The sequence below is a fragment of the Rubrimonas cliftonensis genome, from assembly GCF_900107585.1.
GTDB lineage: Bacteria > Pseudomonadota > Alphaproteobacteria > Rhodobacterales > Rhodobacteraceae > Rubrimonas > Rubrimonas cliftonensis.
This window is the reverse complement of sequence record NZ_FNQM01000002.1, coordinates 157,996-176,122: the sequence shown is the minus strand read 5'-3', so window position 1 is coordinate 176,122 and position 18,127 is coordinate 157,996. Positions and strand designations below refer to the sequence as shown.

Annotated in this window: 13 protein-coding genes; 7 read left to right on the top strand and 6 right to left on the bottom strand. The window is 73.5% G+C overall.

Going from position 1 to position 18,127, the window contains the following annotated elements; all coding sequences use genetic code 11:
* The first annotated feature begins 73 nt into the window (after positions 1 to 73).
* Positions 74 to 1,303, top strand: coding sequence for a Zn-dependent hydrolase (locus BLW43_RS03520; protein ID WP_093248461.1), 1,230 nt, complete (start codon positions 74 to 76; stop codon positions 1,301 to 1,303).
* Positions 1,304 to 1,330: 27 nt separating this feature from the next.
* On the opposite strand, the gene pip is transcribed toward BLW43_RS03520, so the two are convergent.
* Both pip and BLW43_RS03510 read right to left on the bottom strand, forming a co-directional pair.
* A complete protein-coding gene (gene pip / locus BLW43_RS03515; RefSeq protein ID WP_139283975.1) occupies positions 1,331 to 4,090 on the bottom strand; it encodes a prolyl aminopeptidase in 2,760 nt (919 codons plus the stop codon).
* Positions 4,091 to 4,193: 103 nt separating this feature from the next.
* Positions 4,194 to 7,199: a hybrid sensor histidine kinase/response regulator gene (locus BLW43_RS03510; protein WP_093248454.1), complete on the bottom strand. Its 3,006-nt coding sequence runs from the start codon at positions 7,197 to 7,199 to the stop codon at positions 4,194 to 4,196.
* A gap of 187 nt (positions 7,200 to 7,386) precedes the next feature.
* Between BLW43_RS03510 and BLW43_RS03505 the strand changes: the two genes are divergently transcribed.
* Entirely contained in the window at positions 7,387 to 7,635 is a 249-nt protein-coding gene (locus tag BLW43_RS03505; RefSeq protein ID WP_093248451.1) for a ParB N-terminal domain-containing protein, read from the top strand.
* Between the two features lie 130 nt (positions 7,636 to 7,765).
* On the opposite strand, the gene betA is transcribed toward BLW43_RS03505, so the two are convergent.
* Genes betA through betI form a run of 4 tightly spaced genes read right to left on the bottom strand, consistent with a single transcriptional unit; the run spans position 7,766 to position 13,068 of the window.
* Positions 7,766 to 9,424, bottom strand: coding sequence for a choline dehydrogenase (gene betA / locus BLW43_RS03500; RefSeq protein WP_093248448.1), 1,659 nt, complete (start codon positions 9,422 to 9,424; stop codon positions 7,766 to 7,768).
* A gap of 14 nt (positions 9,425 to 9,438) precedes the next feature.
* A complete protein-coding gene (betB, locus tag BLW43_RS03495; RefSeq protein WP_093248445.1) occupies positions 9,439 to 10,923 on the bottom strand; it encodes a betaine-aldehyde dehydrogenase in 1,485 nt (494 codons plus the stop codon).
* Between the two features lie 55 nt (positions 10,924 to 10,978).
* A complete protein-coding gene (gene betC / locus BLW43_RS03490) occupies positions 10,979 to 12,487 on the bottom strand; it encodes a choline-sulfatase (RefSeq protein WP_093248443.1) in 1,509 nt (502 codons plus the stop codon).
* Positions 12,484 to 13,068, bottom strand: coding sequence for a choline-binding transcriptional repressor BetI (gene betI, locus BLW43_RS03485; protein ID WP_093248441.1), 585 nt, complete (start codon positions 13,066 to 13,068; stop codon positions 12,484 to 12,486). The genes betC and betI overlap by 4 nt, the downstream gene beginning before the upstream one ends.
* Before the next feature lie 118 nt (positions 13,069 to 13,186).
* Between betI and choX the strand changes: the two genes are divergently transcribed.
* The 5 genes from choX (at position 13,187) to BLW43_RS03460 (ending at position 18,125) form a co-directional block, all read left to right on the top strand.
* On the top strand, positions 13,187 to 14,104 hold the full coding sequence (gene choX / locus BLW43_RS03480) for a choline ABC transporter substrate-binding protein (RefSeq protein ID WP_093248438.1): 918 nt from the start codon (positions 13,187 to 13,189) through the stop codon (positions 14,102 to 14,104).
* An 81-nt stretch (positions 14,105 to 14,185) separates the two neighbouring features.
* Positions 14,186 to 15,022, top strand: a complete 837-nt coding sequence (gene choW, locus BLW43_RS03475; protein ID WP_093248436.1) for a choline ABC transporter permease subunit — start codon at positions 14,186 to 14,188, stop codon at positions 15,020 to 15,022.
* Entirely contained in the window at positions 15,022 to 16,050 is a 1,029-nt protein-coding gene (gene choV, locus BLW43_RS03470; RefSeq protein WP_175478737.1) for a choline ABC transporter ATP-binding protein, read from the top strand. Before choW ends, choV begins: the two co-directional genes overlap by 1 nt.
* A 121-nt stretch (positions 16,051 to 16,171) precedes the next feature.
* Positions 16,172 to 16,942: a glucose 1-dehydrogenase gene (locus BLW43_RS03465; protein ID WP_093248434.1), complete on the top strand. Its 771-nt coding sequence runs from the start codon at positions 16,172 to 16,174 to the stop codon at positions 16,940 to 16,942.
* A gap of 67 nt (positions 16,943 to 17,009) precedes the next feature.
* Positions 17,010 to 18,125 (top strand): ABC transporter ATP-binding protein, encoded by a 1,116-nt coding sequence (locus BLW43_RS03460; RefSeq protein WP_093248432.1) that lies wholly within the window; start codon positions 17,010 to 17,012, stop codon positions 18,123 to 18,125.
* Positions 18,126 to 18,127 lie beyond the last annotated feature (2 nt).

Sequence of the window (18,127 nt, the reverse complement as noted above, 5' to 3'; positions counted from 1 at the left end):
CGTGCTGAGGTGCGCTGGCGGCCGAGGCGCGCGAACGGCGTTCCGGCGCGAGCGAGCAGGGAGAACCGACGCCATGGCCCAGGCGAACCCCGAGCGCGTCCTGCGCGATCTCCACACGCTGCGCGCCATGGGCGCCTACAGGACCGGCGTGCACCGCCCGACGCTGTCGGCGCAGGACATGGAGGCGCGGCGCTGGCTCGTCGCGCAGTTGCGCGAGACCGGCGCCGAGGCGTCGATCGACGGGATCGCCAGCGTCGTGAGCCGGGCGATGGGCGACGGGCCGAAGCTGCTCGCCGGCTCGCATCTTGAGAGCCAGAACCACGCCGGATGGCTCGACGGCGCGCTGGGCGTCGTCTACGCGCTGGAGGCCGCGCGCGCCGTGGCGGAGGACGCCGGCCTAGCCGGCGCCGGGGCCGGCGTCGACGTGATCGCCTTCGCCGACGAGGAGGGGCATTTCGGCCATTTCCACGGCAGCCGCTCCTTCACCGGCGCGCTGACCGAGGCCGAGATCGACGCCGCGCGCAACCGCACCGACGGACGCCCGCTGCGCGAGGCGCTGGCGGAGGCGGGGCTCGCCGGGCTGCCGCGCGCGCAGCTAGAGCAGGGCCGCCACGGCGCCTTTCTCGAAGCCCACATCGAGCAGGGCGACCGGCTGGAGCGCGCCGGGCTGCGCGTCGGCGTCGTGACCTCCATCGTGGCGATCTGGCAGTATCGGATCACCTTCGAGGGCGCGCAGAACCACGCCGGCACGACGTCGATGGCGGCGCGGCGCGACGCGGGCGCGGCGCTGACGCGCTTTTGCCAGCGCATCGAGGCGAGGTTCCCCGAAGTCGCCGGGCCGCACAGCGTCTGGACCGTGGGGCGCATCACGCTCGACCCCGGCGCGCCCAGCATCATACCCGGCCGCGCCGAGATGCTGTTCCAGTTCCGCGACGCCGACCGCGCCGTGCTCGACCGGATGCGCGCGCGGCTCGAGGCGCTGGTCGCCGAGGCGAACGCCGAGGGCCGCTGCCCCGCGACGCTGGAGACGCTCGGCCAGAGCGAGCCGGCGGTGATGCACCCGCGCGCGCGCGGGGCGCTGGAGGCCGCCGCCGAGCGCGTCGCCCCCGGCGCATGGATGGCGCTGCCGAGCGGCGCGGGGCACGACGCGCAGTACATGGCGCCGCTGATGCCGACCGGAATGCTGTTCACGCCCAGCATCGGCGGCGTCAGCCACCACTGGACCGAGGACACCGCCGAGCAGGACATCGCGCTGGGCGCGCAGGTCTTCGTCGCCGCGGCGGACGCCCTGCTGCGCGGCTGAAGCGGCGCGGCCCCGGAACCCCGCCCGCTACCGCGTGCGGGTCTCGATGAAGCGCATCATGGCGCCGTAGACGGCGCTGCGGTCCCCAAGCCGCGTGAAGCCGTGGCCGGCGTGGGGCACGCGGACGAGCGTCACGTCGCGGCCCAGCCCGCGCAGGGCCGAGAACAGCATCTCGCTCTCGCTCGGCGTCACGCGGGGGTCGTCTAGGCCATGGGCGATGAAGAGCGGCGTCTCGATCCGGTCCACCCTGCGCATCGGCGAGATGGCGGCGAGCAGCGCCCGGCCGGCCTCCGTGTCCGGGTCGCCATACTCCACCGCCCGCAGCGCCCGCCGCCACGGCCCGGTGGTGGCCATCAGGGTGTTGAAGTCGGCGATGCCGTAGAAGTCCACCGCCGCCCGCCAGTCCTGCGGGTGTTCGGTGATCGCGGCCAGCACCATGAAACCGCCATAGGACTGGCCGGCGACCACGAGCCGCCCCGCGTCCACGTCCGGCCGGGCGGCGAGCCAGTCGCGCACCGCCTTGAGGTCGCGCACGCTGTCCATGCGCCTGTCGAGGTCGTCGCCCGCCTGCCACGCGCGGCCGTAGCCGGTGGAGCCGCGCAGGTTCGGCGCGACGACCACCCAGCCGCGGCGCACGAGATGCTGAACGTCGGCCCGCCAATGGGCGGCGTATTGCGACTCCGGCCCGCCATGCACCATCGCCAGCGCCGGGCGCCCGCCGGGCGGGACGGGGCCGGCGGGCTCGAAGACGAACACGGGAACCTGCGCGCCGTCGAAGCTCTCGACATGGGCGAGGCGCGGCTCGACCGCGCCCGGCGGCGGCGGCGCGCCCTCGGCCAGCACGGTCGCCTCCCCGCTCGCGAGATCCAGCCGCAGGATCGTCGAGGGCCGCGAGAAGCCCGCCTGCGCGACGATCAGCGCCGCGCCGTCGGGGGTGAAGGCCAGCGCCGTGGCGCGGCCGGGGAAGGGCGTGGCGAGGTCGCTATCCGTCCCCGACGCCATGTCGCGCAACGTTATGCGCGTAAAGCCCTGGGCGTTGACGGCGTATGCCGCCAGCGCGCCGCCCTTGGCGACCGCGAGCAGCTCCACGTCGCCCTCGGGCCGGCTCAGCCAGTCGAGCGCGCCGGAGGCGAGGTCCAGCGCGGCGAGGCCGTGGAAGCCGGTCCCGTCGTCCATCGCCAGCATGAGCCGCGCGCCGCCGTCGCTCCACCGCGCGGCGGCGATGTGGCGGCCCGCGCCGCGCGGCAGCAGCTCGCGCACGGCGCCGGCGTCCAGGTCGAGCAGGTCGAGCCCGGCGTCGAACATGCCGCCGCGGTTGTCCTGAACCAGAAGCCTGCCGTCGGGGTGGAAGCTCATCGGCTGCCGCCAGCCCGGCCCCTCCACGACGACGCGCTCGGCGCCCGTCGCGAGGTCCGTCACGACCACGCTCATATGACGCGGGTCGGGGGCGTTGCGGGAGAAGGCTGCGCGGGCGCCTTCGGCGTCGAAGCAGCCCCAGGCGTGCACGCGGCGCGGGTCGGCGGTCAGCGCCCGCGCCTGCCCGGCGCCCTCGGCGAGCAGATGGAGCTGATGCCGCTCGTCGCCGCCGACGTCGGTGGTGAACAGGATGTCGCGCGCGCCGGGGCGGAAGGCGACCGCGCCGACGCATTCGTTCAACGCCAGAAGCTGCGTCGGCGGGCCGCCGGCGGCGAGATCCATCGTCCAGAGCTGATCGAAGCCGGTCTCGTCGCTGAGGAAGGCGAGCAGCCCGCCGTCGTCGGAGACGGCCGGCGCCTTGCAGGCGCGCGGCGCGAGCCAGTCGTCGATGGTCGGCGCGTCACGCGCCGGCCCCAGCCGGTCGGCCAGCCGGTCCGTCGCGGCCCTCAGCGCCGCCGAAAGCGCCGGCGCCTCCGGCGTCGCGACATGGTTGGCGAGATCGACCATGGTGAGGCGCGCCTCCGGCCATGCCTGCGCCAGCCGCCACGCCGAGCGCGGCGGCGTCACCACGTCGTAGCGGCCCTGCACGATCTCGCAGGGCAGGTGGCGCAGCGTCGCGGCGCAGGCGAGCGCGTGGCCTTCGGGCATGAAGAAGCGGTTGGAGCAGTAGTGGGTGAAGATGCGCGCGATCTCCAGCGCCGCGCGCGGCCGGGTCAGCGCGTTCACATGCGTCGCGCTCGGCAGCAGGGTCTGGCTGCGCGCGGAGAAGCGCCGCAGCGCCTGCGCGGCGGCGGCCTGCACGGCGGGGTCGTCGTCGGTCAGGCGGCGGCGGTAGGCTTCGAGCAGGTCGCCGCGCTCCGCCGCGTCGACATGGGCCTCGAACTCCGCGAACGCTTCGGGGAAGAACCGCCCGATGCCGTGGAACCAGAAGCGCGTCTCGTCGGGCGAGCCGAGGAACACGCCATGCAGCCGCAGCCCAAGGCAGCGCTCGGGGTGGGCGCCGGCATAGGCGAGCGCCAGCAGGCTGCCCCAGGAGCCGCCCGTGACGAGCCAGCGGTCGATTCCCAGCGCGGCGCGGATCGTCTCGATGTCGCGGATCAGCGCCGCGGTCTCGTTGCCGGCGAGCTCCGCCGAAGGCTCGGAGCGCCCGCAGCCGCGCTGGTCAAACAGCACGACGCGGAACCGCGCCGGGTCGAAGGTGCGCCGCTGGAACGGCCTGGCGCCGCCGCCCGGCCCGCCGTGCAGGAACAGCGCAGGCAGGCCGTCGGGGTTCCCGCACTGCTCCACATGCAGGACATGGGGCGGATCGACGGCGATGCGCCGCGTCTCGAAGGGCTCGATCTCGGGGTGAAGCTGGTCCTCGATGGTCATGCGCGGCGTCTCCGGCGGCGGGTCCGCGCGCAGTCGCGCATCGATCGCGGCGCGCGGCAAGCGGCGCCGGCGCCGGCGCGGATCGCGGCGGCCGCCCGACGGGCTAGGCCGCGCCCTTCAAGCCGGCGACGAACGCCCTGAACTCCACCGCGAGCGCGCGGACCGTCAGCGCGACATGCGCCGGCGTCGCATCCGCGGCCTGCGCCGACAGCTCCAGATCCTGCGCGGCCTCCGCGAGCGCGGTCGCGCCCATCCGACCGGCGGAGACCCGCATGGCGCGCGCGGCGCGCGAGCAGGCGTCGAGATCGCCCGCCTCCAGCGCCGCCGGCATGGCGAGAAGGTCGCGCCGCAGCTCGGCGGCGAAGCGCTCCAGAGGCGCATCGAGCGGCCCGGTTGGCCAGGGCTGCGCCGCTTCGGGCCCGGAGAGGTCGGGGGGGCCGCCCGCAGGCGCGGCGCAGGGCGGGGAGCTGGGCGGGGAGCTGGGCGCCGCCGCGGGCGGGGTTGACGGGCGGGCAGCCGCCGGCGGCGCCCCGCCCGCGTCGCGCGCGTCGGCCTGCGCCGCGGCGCCGGCGGGTCCGCGGGCCGTCCATCTGTCCACCAGCGCCGCCAGCGCCGCTGCGCGGACGGGCCTCGCGAGGCAGTCCGACATCCCCGCGGCGAGGCTGCGCGCGCGGTCTTCCGTCGTGGTTTCCTCCGTGAGCGCGATGATCGGGGCCTCGCAAAGGGCGCCGGCGCGCATCAGTTCGACCATGCGCCCCGCGGCGTCGCAGCCGTCCGCCGCCGGCGTCTGGCAGGCCGTCAGGACGAGATCGAAGCGCGCCTGCCGCATCGCTTCGATCGCCTCCACGCCGTCGCCGGCGATGCGCGTCTTGCAACCGAGGCCCTTCAGCAGCGCCTCGACATGCTCCCGGTTCGCGGGATCGTCCTCGACGAGGAGCACGCTCGGGCCGCGCCGGCCGGGGCCTTGCGCGGCGTTCCCCGGCTCAGGCGACGCCGCGATCCGACCGCCCGACGCCGCATGCGCGATCCCGCGCGCCACGTTCTCGGGAAGGAACGGGCCCTCGAGCACGGTCGCCACGCCGCAGGACGACTGCGGCGCCTCCGCCGGGACCATCCAGCTCGGACGCACCCAGACCGGCGTCGGCCGGAGCCCGCAGGACTGCGCGAGATCGAGGGTCTCCAGCAGCGAGCCCCTGTCGCGGAACACGCCCTGAAACAGCACCATGTCGAACGGGTCGCGCATGGCCTCCTCGCCGGCCAGCGCGTCCCGCGCCTCGGCGATGTCGCAGACGCCGACGGCCAGCGCGCCGACGCCGTCCAACGTCTCCACCAGCACGTCGCGCGTCCGCGCATCCTGCACGGCGACGAGGATCTTCTGGGCGGAGCACAGTCCGATCTCACGCCGCAGCCGACGCGGCGCGGGCAGCGTCTCGAAGGGCAGTTCGAGGGTGAACACGGCGCCGCGGCCCGGCCGGCTCGACACGGCGACGTCGCCGCCGAGCAGCCGCGCGAGGCGCCGCGCGACGCCGGGGCCGAGGCCGGCGCCGCCATCGCCGCGCGCGGCGGCGCCGGAGGCCTCGCCGAACGGTTCGAAGACGATCCGCGCCTGCTCCGGCGTCATGCCCGCGCCGGTGTCCGCCACGACGAAGCGGAACCAGGCCGGCCCGCCCCGGTCGCCGCGTTCGCGGTTCAGCGAGACGGTGAGCGTGACCGCTCCCTCCGAAGTGAACTTCACGGCGTTCGACAGCAGGTTGGTCAGGATCCGCCGCAGGCGGGGCGGATCGGTCTTCACCAGGCGCGGAACGTGCAGGGGCATGTTCACGACGAGATCGAGCCGCTTCTGCGCGGCGAGCACGTTCATCGCCTGCGCCACCTCGCCGACCAGCCCGGCGAGGTCGGTATCGACGCTGTCGACGTCGAGGCGGCCGCCCTCGAGCGTCGAGAAGTCGAGGATCTGGCCGATGGTCGAGAGCAGCGATTCGGCCAAGCGGACCAGCGTGGCGGCCTCGACGCTCTGCCGCTCGGTCATCGGGCCCTTCCGGATCTGCTCGGCCATGCCGATGATCGCGGTGAGCGGCGTGCGGACCTCATGGCCCAGGGCGGCGACGAGCTGCGATTTCCGCCGGCTGGCGGCCGCGGCGGCCGCCGCCGAAAGCGCCGACCGGCGGGGCGCGAGCGTCGCCAGCGCGCAGGTCAGCAGGATGCCGAGGAGCGCCGCCGTCAGCGCGCCGTCGCCTTGCGCCAGAACCGCCCGCCAGGCCGGCATGGGGCGCCATCCGACATCGATCTCCACAACGGCGTCTGCGAGCCGTAGCCGCGTCGACTGCAGGAAGTCGTCCGCCTTCGCCGCGCCGTCGCCGAGGGCCGGACGGGCGACGCCGTCGCCGAGGGCCGGACGGGCGACGCCGTCGCCGAAGATCGAACGGGCGACGCCGTCGCGCACGACGCGCAGCCCGACGATCTCGGCGCGCGGATGGGGCGGCAGGGCGCCGGCGACGGCGGCGAGATCGATCGTCGCGAAGGCGGCGCCGTCGATCCGCCCCGCCCCGCGCGCGGTCGGCGCGAGGATCGTGACGACCCCGGGCGTCGCTTCGCGGCCCGGATCGCGGGTCGCGAAGCCGTCGATGCTGACGGCGCCGGCCTCGATCCGGGCGAGGCGGCCCGCCAGCGCGGGCTGCGCCGCGCCGCCGGAGAGCACCCTGACCGAAGCCTCGTCGCGGTCGATCAGCAGCAGCGCCGCGCCGGGGGCCGCGGCCTCGACCGGCGCCCAGCCCTGCTGGAGCACCATGGGCGAGGAGGCGACGACGGCGGACCGCACGAACGCCTCCAGCTCCTCGGGCGCGAGATGGTCCGAGGCGCCGCGCAGCCGCGCGATGTTCTCCGCCGCGGCGGTCGCCCCTTCGGTCAGCGCCTCGAAGGCCGCGCGATACTCCTGCGCGGCGAGGCGCGCCCTCGACGCCTCCAGCGCATTCCGCCCGCCCATGACGGCGAGGCAGAGCGCGACGGCCGCGAAGGCGGCGACGGCCAGCGCGAGGACGCGCAGGGTGCGCTCCGCCCGGCCCTCGCGTCGCGCCGCTGCGTCGCCGCTCTCCAGGGGCGCATCGTTCATTGCGTCGTTCCCCTGCGGCGCCGCGCGATCGGCTCGAGACATGGGGCGAACAAGACGCATTCTTCCTTAAGGTGCGGTTGCGCATCGGGCCTCCCGCCCGTCCCGCCAGCCGGGGGCGGCCGGGAAGCCGCCGCCCCCGGCTGGCGGAAGGCTGGCCTGCGGACCGCGGCTGCGATACCGTCGCGCGATGCTTCAGCGTCGCCTGCTCCCCATCGACCGCGTCTATGTTCCCGCCAAGCGCCGCCGCACCCTTGATGCGGCGCGGACCGATGCGCTGGCCGAGGACATCATGGAGCACGGACAGAAGACGCCCATCCAGCTGCGCGAGGACGGCGACCGCTTCGTGCTGATCGAAGGGCTGCATCGGCTCGAGGCGCTGAGGTCGCTCGGCGAGACCGAGGTGGCGGCGGTGCTGGTGCAGGCCCGCGTGCGCTGAACGCGCGCCGGCCCCGGCGCCGGTCGGGCCGCCGACCTCGGCGCCGACCTGGGCGCCGGTCGCAGTCTGCGCGCGCCCTCGCCGCCTGCGGCGTGTCGGCCGTCCGGCTCGTCGGGCGCCCTGGCGCGGCCTAGCGCTGGCGGCTCTCCCAGTCGGGGTGGAGCCACGGGCGGTCGTTGGCGCGGGCGGGCGGCTGGCGGCCGAGGATGTGGTCGGCGGCCTTCTCCCCGGTCATGATCGAGGGGCCGTTGAGATTGCCGTTGGTGATGCGCGGGAAGATCGAGCTGTCGGCCACGCGCAGCCCGTCCACGCCGATCACGCGGCACTCGGGGTCCACCACCGCCCCGGCGTCGTCGCGCCGGCCCATGCGGCAGGTGCCGCAGGGATGATAGGCGCTCTCGGCGTGCTCGCGGATGAAGCCGTCGATCTCGTCGTCGCTCTGCACGCCCGGCCCCGGCTGGATCTCGAACCTGACGTGCTCGGCCATGGCCGGCTGGGCGAAGATCTCGCGCGTCAGCCGGATGCAGGCGCGGAAGTCGATCCAGTCCTGCTCGGTGGACATGTAGTTGAACACGATCCGCGGGGCCTCGGCGGGGTCGGCCGAGCGCAGCGTCACCGCCCCGCGCGAGGGCGAGCGCATCGGCCCGACATGGGCCTGGAAGCCGTGGCCGGCGGCCGCCGCCCTGCCGTCGTAGCGCACGGCGATGGGCAGGAAGTGATACTGGACGTCGGGATACTCAACGCCGGCGCGGGAACGGATGAAGGCCGCGCTCTCGAACTGGTTGGAGGCGCCGAGGCCGGTCTTCGTGAACAGCCACTGCGCCCCGATCGCCGCCTTGCCCAGCAGGTTCCAGTAGCGGTAGAGCGTGATCGGCCGCTTCGCGGCGAACTGGGCGTAGACCTCCAGATGGTCCTGAAGGTTGGCGCCGACGCCGGGCCGGTCGGCGACCGCCTCGATCCCGTGCTCGGCCAGATGCGCCGCGGGGCCTATCCCCGACAGCATCAGCAGCTTGGGGGAATTGATCGAGGAGGCGGCGAGGATCACCTCGCGCCCGGCGCCGATCACCTCGACCGCGCCGCCGCGCTCGACCTCCACGCCGACGGCGCGGCCCTGCTCGATCACGACGCGGCGCGCAAAGGCCCGCACGAGGCCGCAGTTCTCCCGCTTCAGCGCCGGTTTGAGATAGGCGTTGGCGGCGGACCAGCGGACGCCCTTCCAGACGGTCTGCTCCATCGGGCCGAAACCCTCCTGCCGGGCGCCGTTGTAGTCGGGCGTCACGCCGTAGCCCGCCTGCCGGCCGGCCTCGACGAAGGCGTGATGCAGCGGGTTGCGCCGGGGGCCGCGGGTGACGTGGAGCGGGCCGTCGCTCCCGCGCCAGGCCGGGTCGCCGCCATGGCCGCCGTCATGCCAATGCTCCATGCGGCGGAAATAGGGCAGCACGTCGGCGTAGCTCCAGCCCTCGGCGCCCGACTCCGCCCAGTGGTCGAAGTCGCGCGCATGGCCGCGCACATAGACCATGCCGTTGATCGAGGACGAGCCGCCGACCACTTTTCCGCGCGGCGTGACCAGCCTGCGGCCGCCGAGATGCGGCTCGGGCTCCGACGAGAAGCCCCAGTCATAGCGCGCCATGTTCATGGGGTAGCTGAGCGCGGCCGGCATCTGGATGAACGGGCCCCAGTCGGTCCCGCCATGCTCGATCACCAGCACCGAGCGCCCGGCCTCCGCCAGCCTGAAGGCCATGGCGCAGCCGGCCGAGCCGGCGCCGACGATCACGTAATCCGCCTGCATCGCTCTCGCCTCGCTCAGAAGGGGGCGTCCACGCCGCCGGCGGCGACGTAGACCGTCTTGGTCTGGGAATAGTGCGCGAGCGCCGCGCGGCCGTTCTCGCGCCCGACGCCCGACGCCTTCACGCCGCCGAACGGGACCGAGACGGGCGTGAGGTTGTAGGCGTTCACCCAGACGATCCCGGCCTGAAGCGCGCCCGCGACGCGGTGGGCGCGGGCGAGGTCGCGGGTGTAGAGCCCCGCCGCCAGCCCGTAGGGCGTGGCGTTGGCGCGGGCCACGGCCTCGTCCTCGGCCTCGAAGTCCAGCACCGCCATCACAGGGCCGAAGATCTCCTCGCGCGCGATGGTCATCGCGTCGCTCACGTCGGCGAACACGGTGGGGGCGAACCAGAAGCCGGGGCGTTCGACGCGGGCGCCGCCGCAGACGAGCCGCGCGCCCTCGGCGAGGCCCTTCGCGACGTAGCCCTCGACGATCCCGCGCTGGCGTTCCGAGACCAGCGGGCCGAAATTCGTCGCCTCGTCCAGCGGGTCGCCCATGACGACGCCGGCCTCGATCCGCGCGGCCAGGCGCTCGAGGAACGCCTCGCGCAGCGAGGCATGCACGAAGACGCGCGTGCCGTTGGAGCAGATCTGTCCGGCGCTGTAGAAGTTGCCGAGGATCGCGCCGGACACGGCGGCGTCGAGATCCGCGTCCTCGAACACGATCATCGGCGACTTGCCGCCAAGCTCCATGGTGACGTGCTTCATGTGCCCGGCGGCGGCGGCGTAGACGCGCCGCCCGGTGGCGGCCGAGCCGGTGAGGGAGACCTTGGCGACGCGCGGATCGGTGGCCAGCGCGGCGCCGACGTCCCCCAGCCCCTGCACGACGCTGAAGACGCCCGGCGGGACGCCGGCCTCCAGCAGGATCTCGGCGAGCCTCAGCGCCGAAAGCGGCGTGGTCTCGGACGGCTTGAACACCATGGCGTTGCCGCAGGCGAGCGCCGGCGCGGCCTTCCAGCAGGCGATCTGCATCGGGTAGTTCCAGGCGCCGAGCCCGGCGCAGACGCCCAGCGGCTCGCGCAGCGTGTAGGCGAAGTCGCCGCCCGGCAGGGGGACGTGCTCGCCGGAAAGATCGGCCGCCAGCGCGCCAAAATGCTCCAGCGCGTCGGCGCCGGAGGCCGCGTCGGCCACCAGCGTCTCCGACAGCGGCTTGCCGGTGTCGAGCGTCTCCAGGATCGAGAGTTCGCGGTTGCGGGCGCGGATGAGGTCGGCGGCGCGGCGCAGGATGCGCCCGCGCCCGGCCCCGCCAAGCGCGGCCCAGCCGGGCTGGGCCGCGCCGGCGGCTTCGAGCGCGGCGCCCAGCACGCCGGGCGTGGCGGCGCGCACCTCGGCGACGGCTTCGCCGTCGCCTGGATGGATCACCGCGATGGCGGCGCCGGCCGCGTCCTCAAGCGGCGCGCCGTTCACGAAGTGGCTGGCTGCGGGCTGCGCCCGGAGCGGCCTTGCAGGGGTGTCGTCGCGCATGGCGGGTCTCCCGGTGGATTGGGGCGTGTCGGAGGGTGGGGGCGTCGGCGCGGGATCACTCGCCGCGCGGGAAGCGGGCGTTCTCCTCGACCACGTTGAGGTCCATGTGGTTGCGCATGTAGCGCTCGGAGGCGCGCTGGAGCGGCTGGTGGTCCCACGGGAAGTAGGCGCCGTTGCGCAGCGCCTCGTACACCACCCGGCGCCGCGCCTGGCTCTCGCGCACTTCGGCGTCGAAGCGGGCGAGATCCCAGCGGGCCTGCGCCATCGCCGAGAACGCCGCCAGCGTCCCGGCGTGGGCCGGGTCGGCGGCGAGGTCGGTCAGCTCGTGCGGGTCGGCCTCTAGGTCGAAGAGCTGGTCGGGGTCGAGCGCGCAGCGGGTGAACTTCCAGCGCCCCTGGCGAAGCGCCACGAGCGGCGCGTAGGAGGCCTCGGCGGCGTACTCCATCGCCACGGGGCTCTCGCGCCGCCCCCCGGCGCCGAGCGCGACGAGGCTCTCGCCGTCGGTCCAGGGCGACACCTCCGAGAGGTCGACGCCGGCGAGGTCGCACAGGGTCGGCGCGACGTCGATGGTCGAGACCGGCGCATCCACCCGCCCCGGCGCCATCCCCGGCGCCGCGATCATCAGCGGCACGCGCGAGGAGCCCTCGTAGAAGCTCATCTTGAACCACAGCCCGCGCTCGCCGAGCATGTCGCCGTGGTCGGAGACGAAGAGCACGACCGCCTCCCGCCGCGTCGCCTCCAGCGCGGCGAGAATCGCGCCGATCTTCTCGTCGAGATAGCTGATGTTGGCGAAATAGGCTCGGCGGGCGCGGCGGATGTGGTCTTCCGTGATCGTGTAGCCGCGCCAGTCGTTGGCGTCGAAGATGCGCTTCGAATGGGCGTCATGCGCCTCGTAGTCCATCGCCGGCACGTCGGGCGGCAGGTGGTCGCAGTTTTCGTAGAGATCCCAGAACCGCCGCCGCGCCACATAGGGGTCGTGGGGGTGGGTGAAGCTGACCGTCAGCATCCATGGCCGCGGGTCATGGCCGCGCGCGTAGTCGTAGATCTTCGCGACGGCGTGGTGCGCCACCTCGTCGTCATACTCCATCTGGTTGGTGATCTCGGCGACGCCGGCGCCGGTGACCGAGCCCATGTTGTGATACCACCAGTCGATGCGCTCGCCCGGCCTGCGGTAGTCGGGCGTCCAGCCGAAATCGGCGGGATAGATGTCGGTCGTCGGGCGCTCCTCGAAGCCGTGGAGCTGGTCGGGCCCGACGAAATGCATCTTGCCCGACAGGCAGGTGCGCCAGCCGGCGCGGCGCAGGTGATGCGCGAAGGTCGGGATCGCCGAACAGAACTCCGCGGCGTTGTCGTAGACGCCGGTGCGCGAGGGAAGCTGGCCGGTCATGAACGAGGCCCGCCCCGGCGCGCACAGCGGCGAGGCGGTGTAGGCGTTGGCGAAGCGCGTCGAGCGTTCGGCCAGCCGCCGCAGGTTGGGCGCGTGCAACCACTCGGCGGGGCCGTCGGGAAACAGCGTCCCGTTGAGCTGGTCCACCATCAGGATCAGGATGTCGGGTTGCGTCATGGACGGCTCCCCAGAACCCTGTTGACGTAGTCGAGCACCACCGCCGTCGCCTCCGCGGAGTCTGGCGGGGCGCCGCGGGCGAGGCTCTGGCGGATATAGAGCCCGTCGATCAGCGCCGCGACGCCCTCCGCGGCGAGCTCCGCCTCGCGCCCCACCAGCGGGCGGAGACCGGCGAGCAGGTTCGAGCGCAGGCGGCGCTTGTAGATCGCCAGCAGCCGCGCCGTCTCGGGCGAGCGCTGGGCGCCGACGTAGAACATCAGCCACGCCGAGATGACCGCAGGGCGGAACTGCTCAGGCGCGAAGCTGGCGCGGACGACCGCCTCGACGCGCCCGCGATGGTCGGCGGCGCCGGCCAGCGCGGCGCGCACGTCGGCCGAATAGACCGAGAGGATGTGGCGCATCGCGGAGAGGAGGATGCTCTCCTTCGTGCCGAAATAATGGTGCGCGAGCGCGCTGGAGACGCCCGCGCGCTGCGCGATGCGGCTCACGGTGACGTTGAGCGACCCGCTGTCGCCGATCTCCGCGATGGCCGCCTCGACGAGGCTCGCGCGGCGGATCGGCTTCATCCCAATTCTCGGCATTCCACGCTCCCGCGCCGCCCGGCCTGCGACCGGCCGCCGACACGGTGGCAGATTATTGCTTGACTAGTCAATCAACTTCCCCCAGCGTTAACGCCATCAAGCAACAGGGAGTGCGACAATGAGGGTCTGGACCACCGTGTCCGCGCTGGCGCTGGCATGCGCCGCGACGGCTGCATCCGCCGATTGCGACGAGGTCGTGTTCTCCGACGTCGGCTGGACCGACATCACCACGACCACCGCCACCGCCAAGCATGTGCTGGAGGCGCTCGGCTACGAGGTCGACGTCAAGGTGCTGTCGGTGCCGGTGACGTTCGCCTCGCTGGAGAACGACGACCTCGACGTGTTCCTCGGCAACTGGATCCCGGCGCAGAACGGCGCCATCGCGCCCTATCTGGAGCGGGGGACGATCGAGCAGGTCGCGGTTAACCTCGAAGGCACCAAGTACACGCTCGCGACGCCAACCTACGCCTGGGAGGCCGGCCTCAAGACCTACGCCGACATCGCGAAGTTCCGCGACGAACTGGACGAAAAGATCTATGGCATCGAGGCGGGCAACGAGGGCAACACCTACCTCGTGTCGCTCACCGAGGAGGGCAGGTTCGGCCTCGACGGCTTCGACATCGTGGAAAGCTCCGAGCAGGGCATGCTTGCGCAGGTGCGACGCGCCTACGAGAAGCAGGAGCCTGTGGTGTTCCTCGGCTGGGAGCCGCACCCGATGAACGCCAACTTCTCGCTGAAGTATCTCACCGGCGGCGAGGACTTCTTCGGCGGCGAAGGCGTGGTCTACACCGTCACGCGCAAGGGCTACGTCGACGAGTGCCCCAATGTCGGGCGGCTGCTCAAGAACATGAAGTTCACCCTCGCCATGGAGAACCGCATCATGGGCGAGATCCTCGACGCGGGCGAGGACCCCGAGGACGCCACCCTGGCCTGGCTCAAGGAGAACCCGCAGGTTCTCGACGGCTGGCTCGACGGCGTGACGACCATCGACAGCGGCGACGGCCTGGCCGCGGTCAGGGCCGAACTCGGCCTCTGAGCCCCGCCGACGCCCTGAGACTGGCTCCGGCGCGCCCGGGGCCGGCCCCCTCCCCCGAACCCGCCCGCACGGAGACCGCCCATGGAGTGGCTGAGCGACGCCAAGATCCCGGTCGGCAAGACCGCAAGCGCGGTCTTCGACTGGCTGCGGGACAACGGCGACTGGTTCTTCGACGGCCTCTCCGACGCGATGGACGCGCTGATCGACGGCATCCTCTGGGTGCTGCAGACGCCGCATCCGCTCATCGTCATCGCCGCCTTCGTCGCGCTGACCTGGGCGCTCCAGCGCAACTGGAAGACCTGCCTGTTCATCGGCTTGGGCTTCCTGTTCATCCTCAACCAGGATTACTGGGAGGAGACGACGGAGAGCCTGACGCTGGTGCTCTCGGCCTGCGTCGTGTGCATGGCGATCGGGGTGCCGGTGGGCATCGCCGCCGCGCACCGGCCGCGCATGTACGGCTATCTGAGGCCGGTGCTCGACCTGATGCAGACCCTGCCGACCTTCGTCTATCTTATTCCCGCCATCGTGTTCTTCGGCATCGGCATGACGCCGGGGCTGATCGCGACGGTGATCTTCGTGCTGCCGGCGCCGATAAGGCTGACCTATCTCGGGGTCGCCTCGACGCCGCAGCCGCTGCTGGAGGCCGCGCGCGCCTTCGGGGCGACGCCCACGCAGACGCTCCTCAAGGTGGAGCTGCCCTACGCCTTCCCGCAGATCATGGCCGGGCTGAACCAGACCATCATGCTGTCGCTGTCGATGGTGGTGGTGGCGGCGCTGGTGGGCGCGGACGGGCTGGGCGTGCCGGTGGTGCGCGCGCTGAACCAGGTGAACACCGCGCTCGGCTTCGAATCGGGCTTCGTGATCGTCGTGGTCGCGATCATGCTGGACCGGATGCTGCATGTCGGGAGGAGAAGCTGATGGACGCCGCGGTCGCCTTCGACAACGTCTCCATCGTCTTCGGCGACGACCCCGCCGCCGCGCTGCCGCTGATGGACGAAGGCCGGAGCCGCGCCGAGGTGGAGGCGGCGACGGGGCAGGTGCTGGGCGTGCACGACTGCACGCTGGAGGTCGGCGCGGGCAAGATCCTCGTGCTGATGGGGCTGTCCGGCTCGGGCAAGTCGACGCTGCTGCGCGCGGTCAACGGGCTGAACCCGGTGGCGCGCGGCGCGGTGCGCGTGCGGGACGGCGCTGAGATGGTGGACGTCACCCACGCCGACGCCCGCACCCTGCGCCGGATGCGCCTGGACGCCATCGCCATGGTGTTCCAGCAGTTCGGGCTGCTGCCATGGCGCTCGGTGCGCGAGAATGTCGGCCTCGGGCTCGAGCTCGGCGGAACGCCGAAGGCCGAGCGCGAGGCGCGCGTCGACGCACAGCTGGCGCTGGTTGGCCTCAGGGACTGGGCGGAGCGCAAGGTGGGCGAGCTGTCGGGGGGCATGCAGCAGCGCGTCGGCCTCGCGCGCGCCTTCGTCACCGAGGCGCCGATCCTGCTTATGGACGAACCGTTCTCGGCGCTCGACCCACTGATCCGCGCCCGGCTGCAGGACGAGCTGCTGGAGCTGCAGCGCAGCTTGAAGCGGACGATCATCTTCGTCAGCCACGATCTCGACGAGGCGTTCAAGCTGGGCGACCGCATCGCGATCATGGAGGGCGGGCGGATCATCCAGCACGGCGCGCCGCAGGAGATCTTCTCCAACCCCGTCAACGACTACGTCGCCGACTTCGTCGCGCACATGAACCCGCTCGGCGTGCTCTGCGCCCGCGACGTGATGACCGCCGCCAACGGCGCGACGCCGGAGACGAGCGTGACGCCGGACACGCCCATCGCCGACGTGATGCAGGCGCTGATCGACGCGGACCGGCCCATCGGCGTCGTCGCGGACGGCGCGCTCGCCGGCGTCGTCACCCGCAACGCCGTCTTCGCCAAGCTGCTGGACCCCCGAGCCTGACGCGGCGGGCGGGGCCTGCGACCCCCTCGGACCGACGCGCGGCGGCGCGTCGGTCGAGCCTTGACGCCGGGAGCCAGGCTGTCGTCCGATCCCTCCGCGCCAGCAGAGAGGTCGCCCCGGCATGATCGCTTCATCCTTCAACCTCGCCGGCCGCCGCGCGCTCGTCAGCGGCGCGAGCCGCGGCATCGGCGCCGCGCTCGCGGTCGCGCTGGCTGAGGCGGGCGCCGACGTGGCCCTCACAGCGCGCGGCAGGAGCGCGCTGGACGCCGCCGCCGCCGCCGTCCGCGCCGCCGGCCGCCGCGCCGAGACCCTCGAACACGACGTCTCCGCCGCGGGCGCCGCCGAAACGGCGATCGCGGCGGCGGAGGCCGCGCTCGGTCCGCTCGACATCCTGATCAACAACGCCGGCGTCGAGGAGGTCAGGCCGTCGCTCGACGTCGACGAGGCGCTGTGGGACCGGATCGTGGACGTCAACCTGCGCGGCGCCTTCTTCCTCGCGCAGGCCGCGGCGCGGTCGATGATCGCCGGCGGCCGTCGCGGCGCGATCCTGAACGTCTGCTCGCTGACGTCCTTCGTCGGCGTGCCGACGGCGGCGCCCTACACGGCGTCGAAGTCCGGGCTGCTGGGCCTGACGCGGGCGCTCTCGGCGGAATGGGCGCCCCAGGGCGTGCGGGTGAACGGGATCGCGCCCGGCTATTTCCGCACCGCGCTCACCGAGCCGTTCTACGCCGACGCGGACTGGTCGGCGGCGATGCTGGACAGGATCCCCATGGGCCGCTTCGGCGCGGTCGAGGATCTCGGCGGCGCAGCGGTGTTCCTGTGTTCGGACGCGGCGGCCTACGTCACCGGCCAGTGCCTCGGCGTGGACGGCGGCTACCTCGCATCGATCTAGGCCGCGCGCGGCGTTGACACCCGTGCGCAGGCGGCGAACATGATTCAGGCATCTCCGGGGTCCGACCATGAAGCCGACGAGCGCTGCACCATCCGTCGCGCCGGCGGTCGAAGCGGAGGGCGTGTCGCGGCGCTATGGCGACGTGGCCGCGCTCGCGGAGGCGAGCTTCCGGCTTGAGGCCGGCCGCTTCCTCACCGTCCTCGGCCCGTCCGGCTCGGGCAAGTCCACCCTGCTGCGGCTGATCGCGGGCTTCGAGGCGCCCGACGCCGGGCGGCTGCGGCTCTACGGCCGCCCCGTCGAGGCGATCCCTCCGCACCGGCGCTCGGTCGGCATGGTGTTCCAGCGCCTGGCGCTCTTTCCGCACATGACGGCGGCGGAGAACGTGGCGTTTCCGCTCAGGATGCGCCGCTGGGACGCGCGCGACATTCCTGCGCGCGTCGCGCGGTTCCTGTCTCTGGTCCGGCTCGACGGGCTCGGCGCGCGGCGGCCGCATGAGCTGTCGGGCGGCCAGCAGCAGCGCGTCGCCATCGCCCGCGCGCTGGTGTTCGAGCCGGAGCTGCTGCTGCTCGACGAGCCGCTGGCCGCGCTCGACGCCAAGCTGCGCGAGGAGATGCAGCTGGAGTTTCGCCGCATCCAGCGCGAGCTGGGCGTGACCACGATCAACGTCACCCACGACCAGCGCGAGGCGCTGGTGATGTCGGACCGGGTGATCGTGATGGACCAGGGCCGCATCCTGCAGGACGCCGACCCCGAGACGCTGTGGCGCGAGCCGGCGCACGCGTTCGTCGCCGGCTTCCTCGGCGTCGGCGCGTTTCTCGACGGCGTCGCCGCCGAAGGGCCGGCGCTGGCGATCGCCGGCGCGACACTGCCGGGCCGCGCGCCGGCGGGCCGCGCCGCCCCCGCGCCGGGCGCCCGCGCCCGCGGGTCGCTGCGGGCCGACCGGGTGCGGCTGGCCGGCGCCGGCGCGACGCCGGCGGGCTGCCACGCGGCGGCGCCTGCGCTGGTCGAGGACGCGATCTTCGAGGGCGACCGCATCCTCTACGAACTGCGCCTGCCGACCATGGGCGGCGCCCGCCTGCGCGCCATCGACCGCGACCCAGGCGCGCACGCCCGCCACGCCCCCGGCGCCGCCGTGACGGCGGGCTGGGCGCGCGACGACATGATCCTCTTCGACGCCGACTGACG

Excerpts from the sequence above, each read along its gene's own strand:
- BLW43_RS03520 (WP_093248461.1), top strand. The coding sequence starts at position 74 with ATGGCCCAGGCGAACCCCGAGCGCGTCCTGCGCGATCTCCACACGCTG.
- pip (WP_139283975.1), bottom strand. The coding sequence starts at position 4,090 with ATGACCATCGAGGACCAGCTTCACCCCGAGATCGAGCCCTTCGAGACG.
- BLW43_RS03510 (WP_093248454.1), bottom strand. The coding sequence starts at position 7,199 with ATGAACGATGCGCCCCTGGAGAGCGGCGACGCAGCGGCGCGACGCGAG.
- BLW43_RS03505 (WP_093248451.1), top strand. The coding sequence starts at position 7,387 with ATGCTTCAGCGTCGCCTGCTCCCCATCGACCGCGTCTATGTTCCCGCC.
- betA (WP_093248448.1), bottom strand. The coding sequence starts at position 9,424 with ATGCAGGCGGATTACGTGATCGTCGGCGCCGGCTCGGCCGGCTGCGCC.
- betB (WP_093248445.1), bottom strand. The coding sequence starts at position 10,923 with ATGCGCGACGACACCCCTGCAAGGCCGCTCCGGGCGCAGCCCGCAGCC.
- betC (WP_093248443.1), bottom strand. The coding sequence starts at position 12,487 with ATGACGCAACCCGACATCCTGATCCTGATGGTGGACCAGCTCAACGGG.
- betI (WP_093248441.1), bottom strand. The coding sequence starts at position 13,068 with ATGCCGAGAATTGGGATGAAGCCGATCCGCCGCGCGAGCCTCGTCGAG.
- choX (WP_093248438.1), top strand. The coding sequence starts at position 13,187 with ATGAGGGTCTGGACCACCGTGTCCGCGCTGGCGCTGGCATGCGCCGCG.
- choW (WP_093248436.1), top strand. The coding sequence starts at position 14,186 with ATGGAGTGGCTGAGCGACGCCAAGATCCCGGTCGGCAAGACCGCAAGC.
- choV (WP_175478737.1), top strand. The coding sequence starts at position 15,022 with ATGGACGCCGCGGTCGCCTTCGACAACGTCTCCATCGTCTTCGGCGAC.
- BLW43_RS03465 (WP_093248434.1), top strand. The coding sequence starts at position 16,172 with ATGATCGCTTCATCCTTCAACCTCGCCGGCCGCCGCGCGCTCGTCAGC.
- BLW43_RS03460 (WP_093248432.1), top strand. The coding sequence starts at position 17,010 with ATGAAGCCGACGAGCGCTGCACCATCCGTCGCGCCGGCGGTCGAAGCG.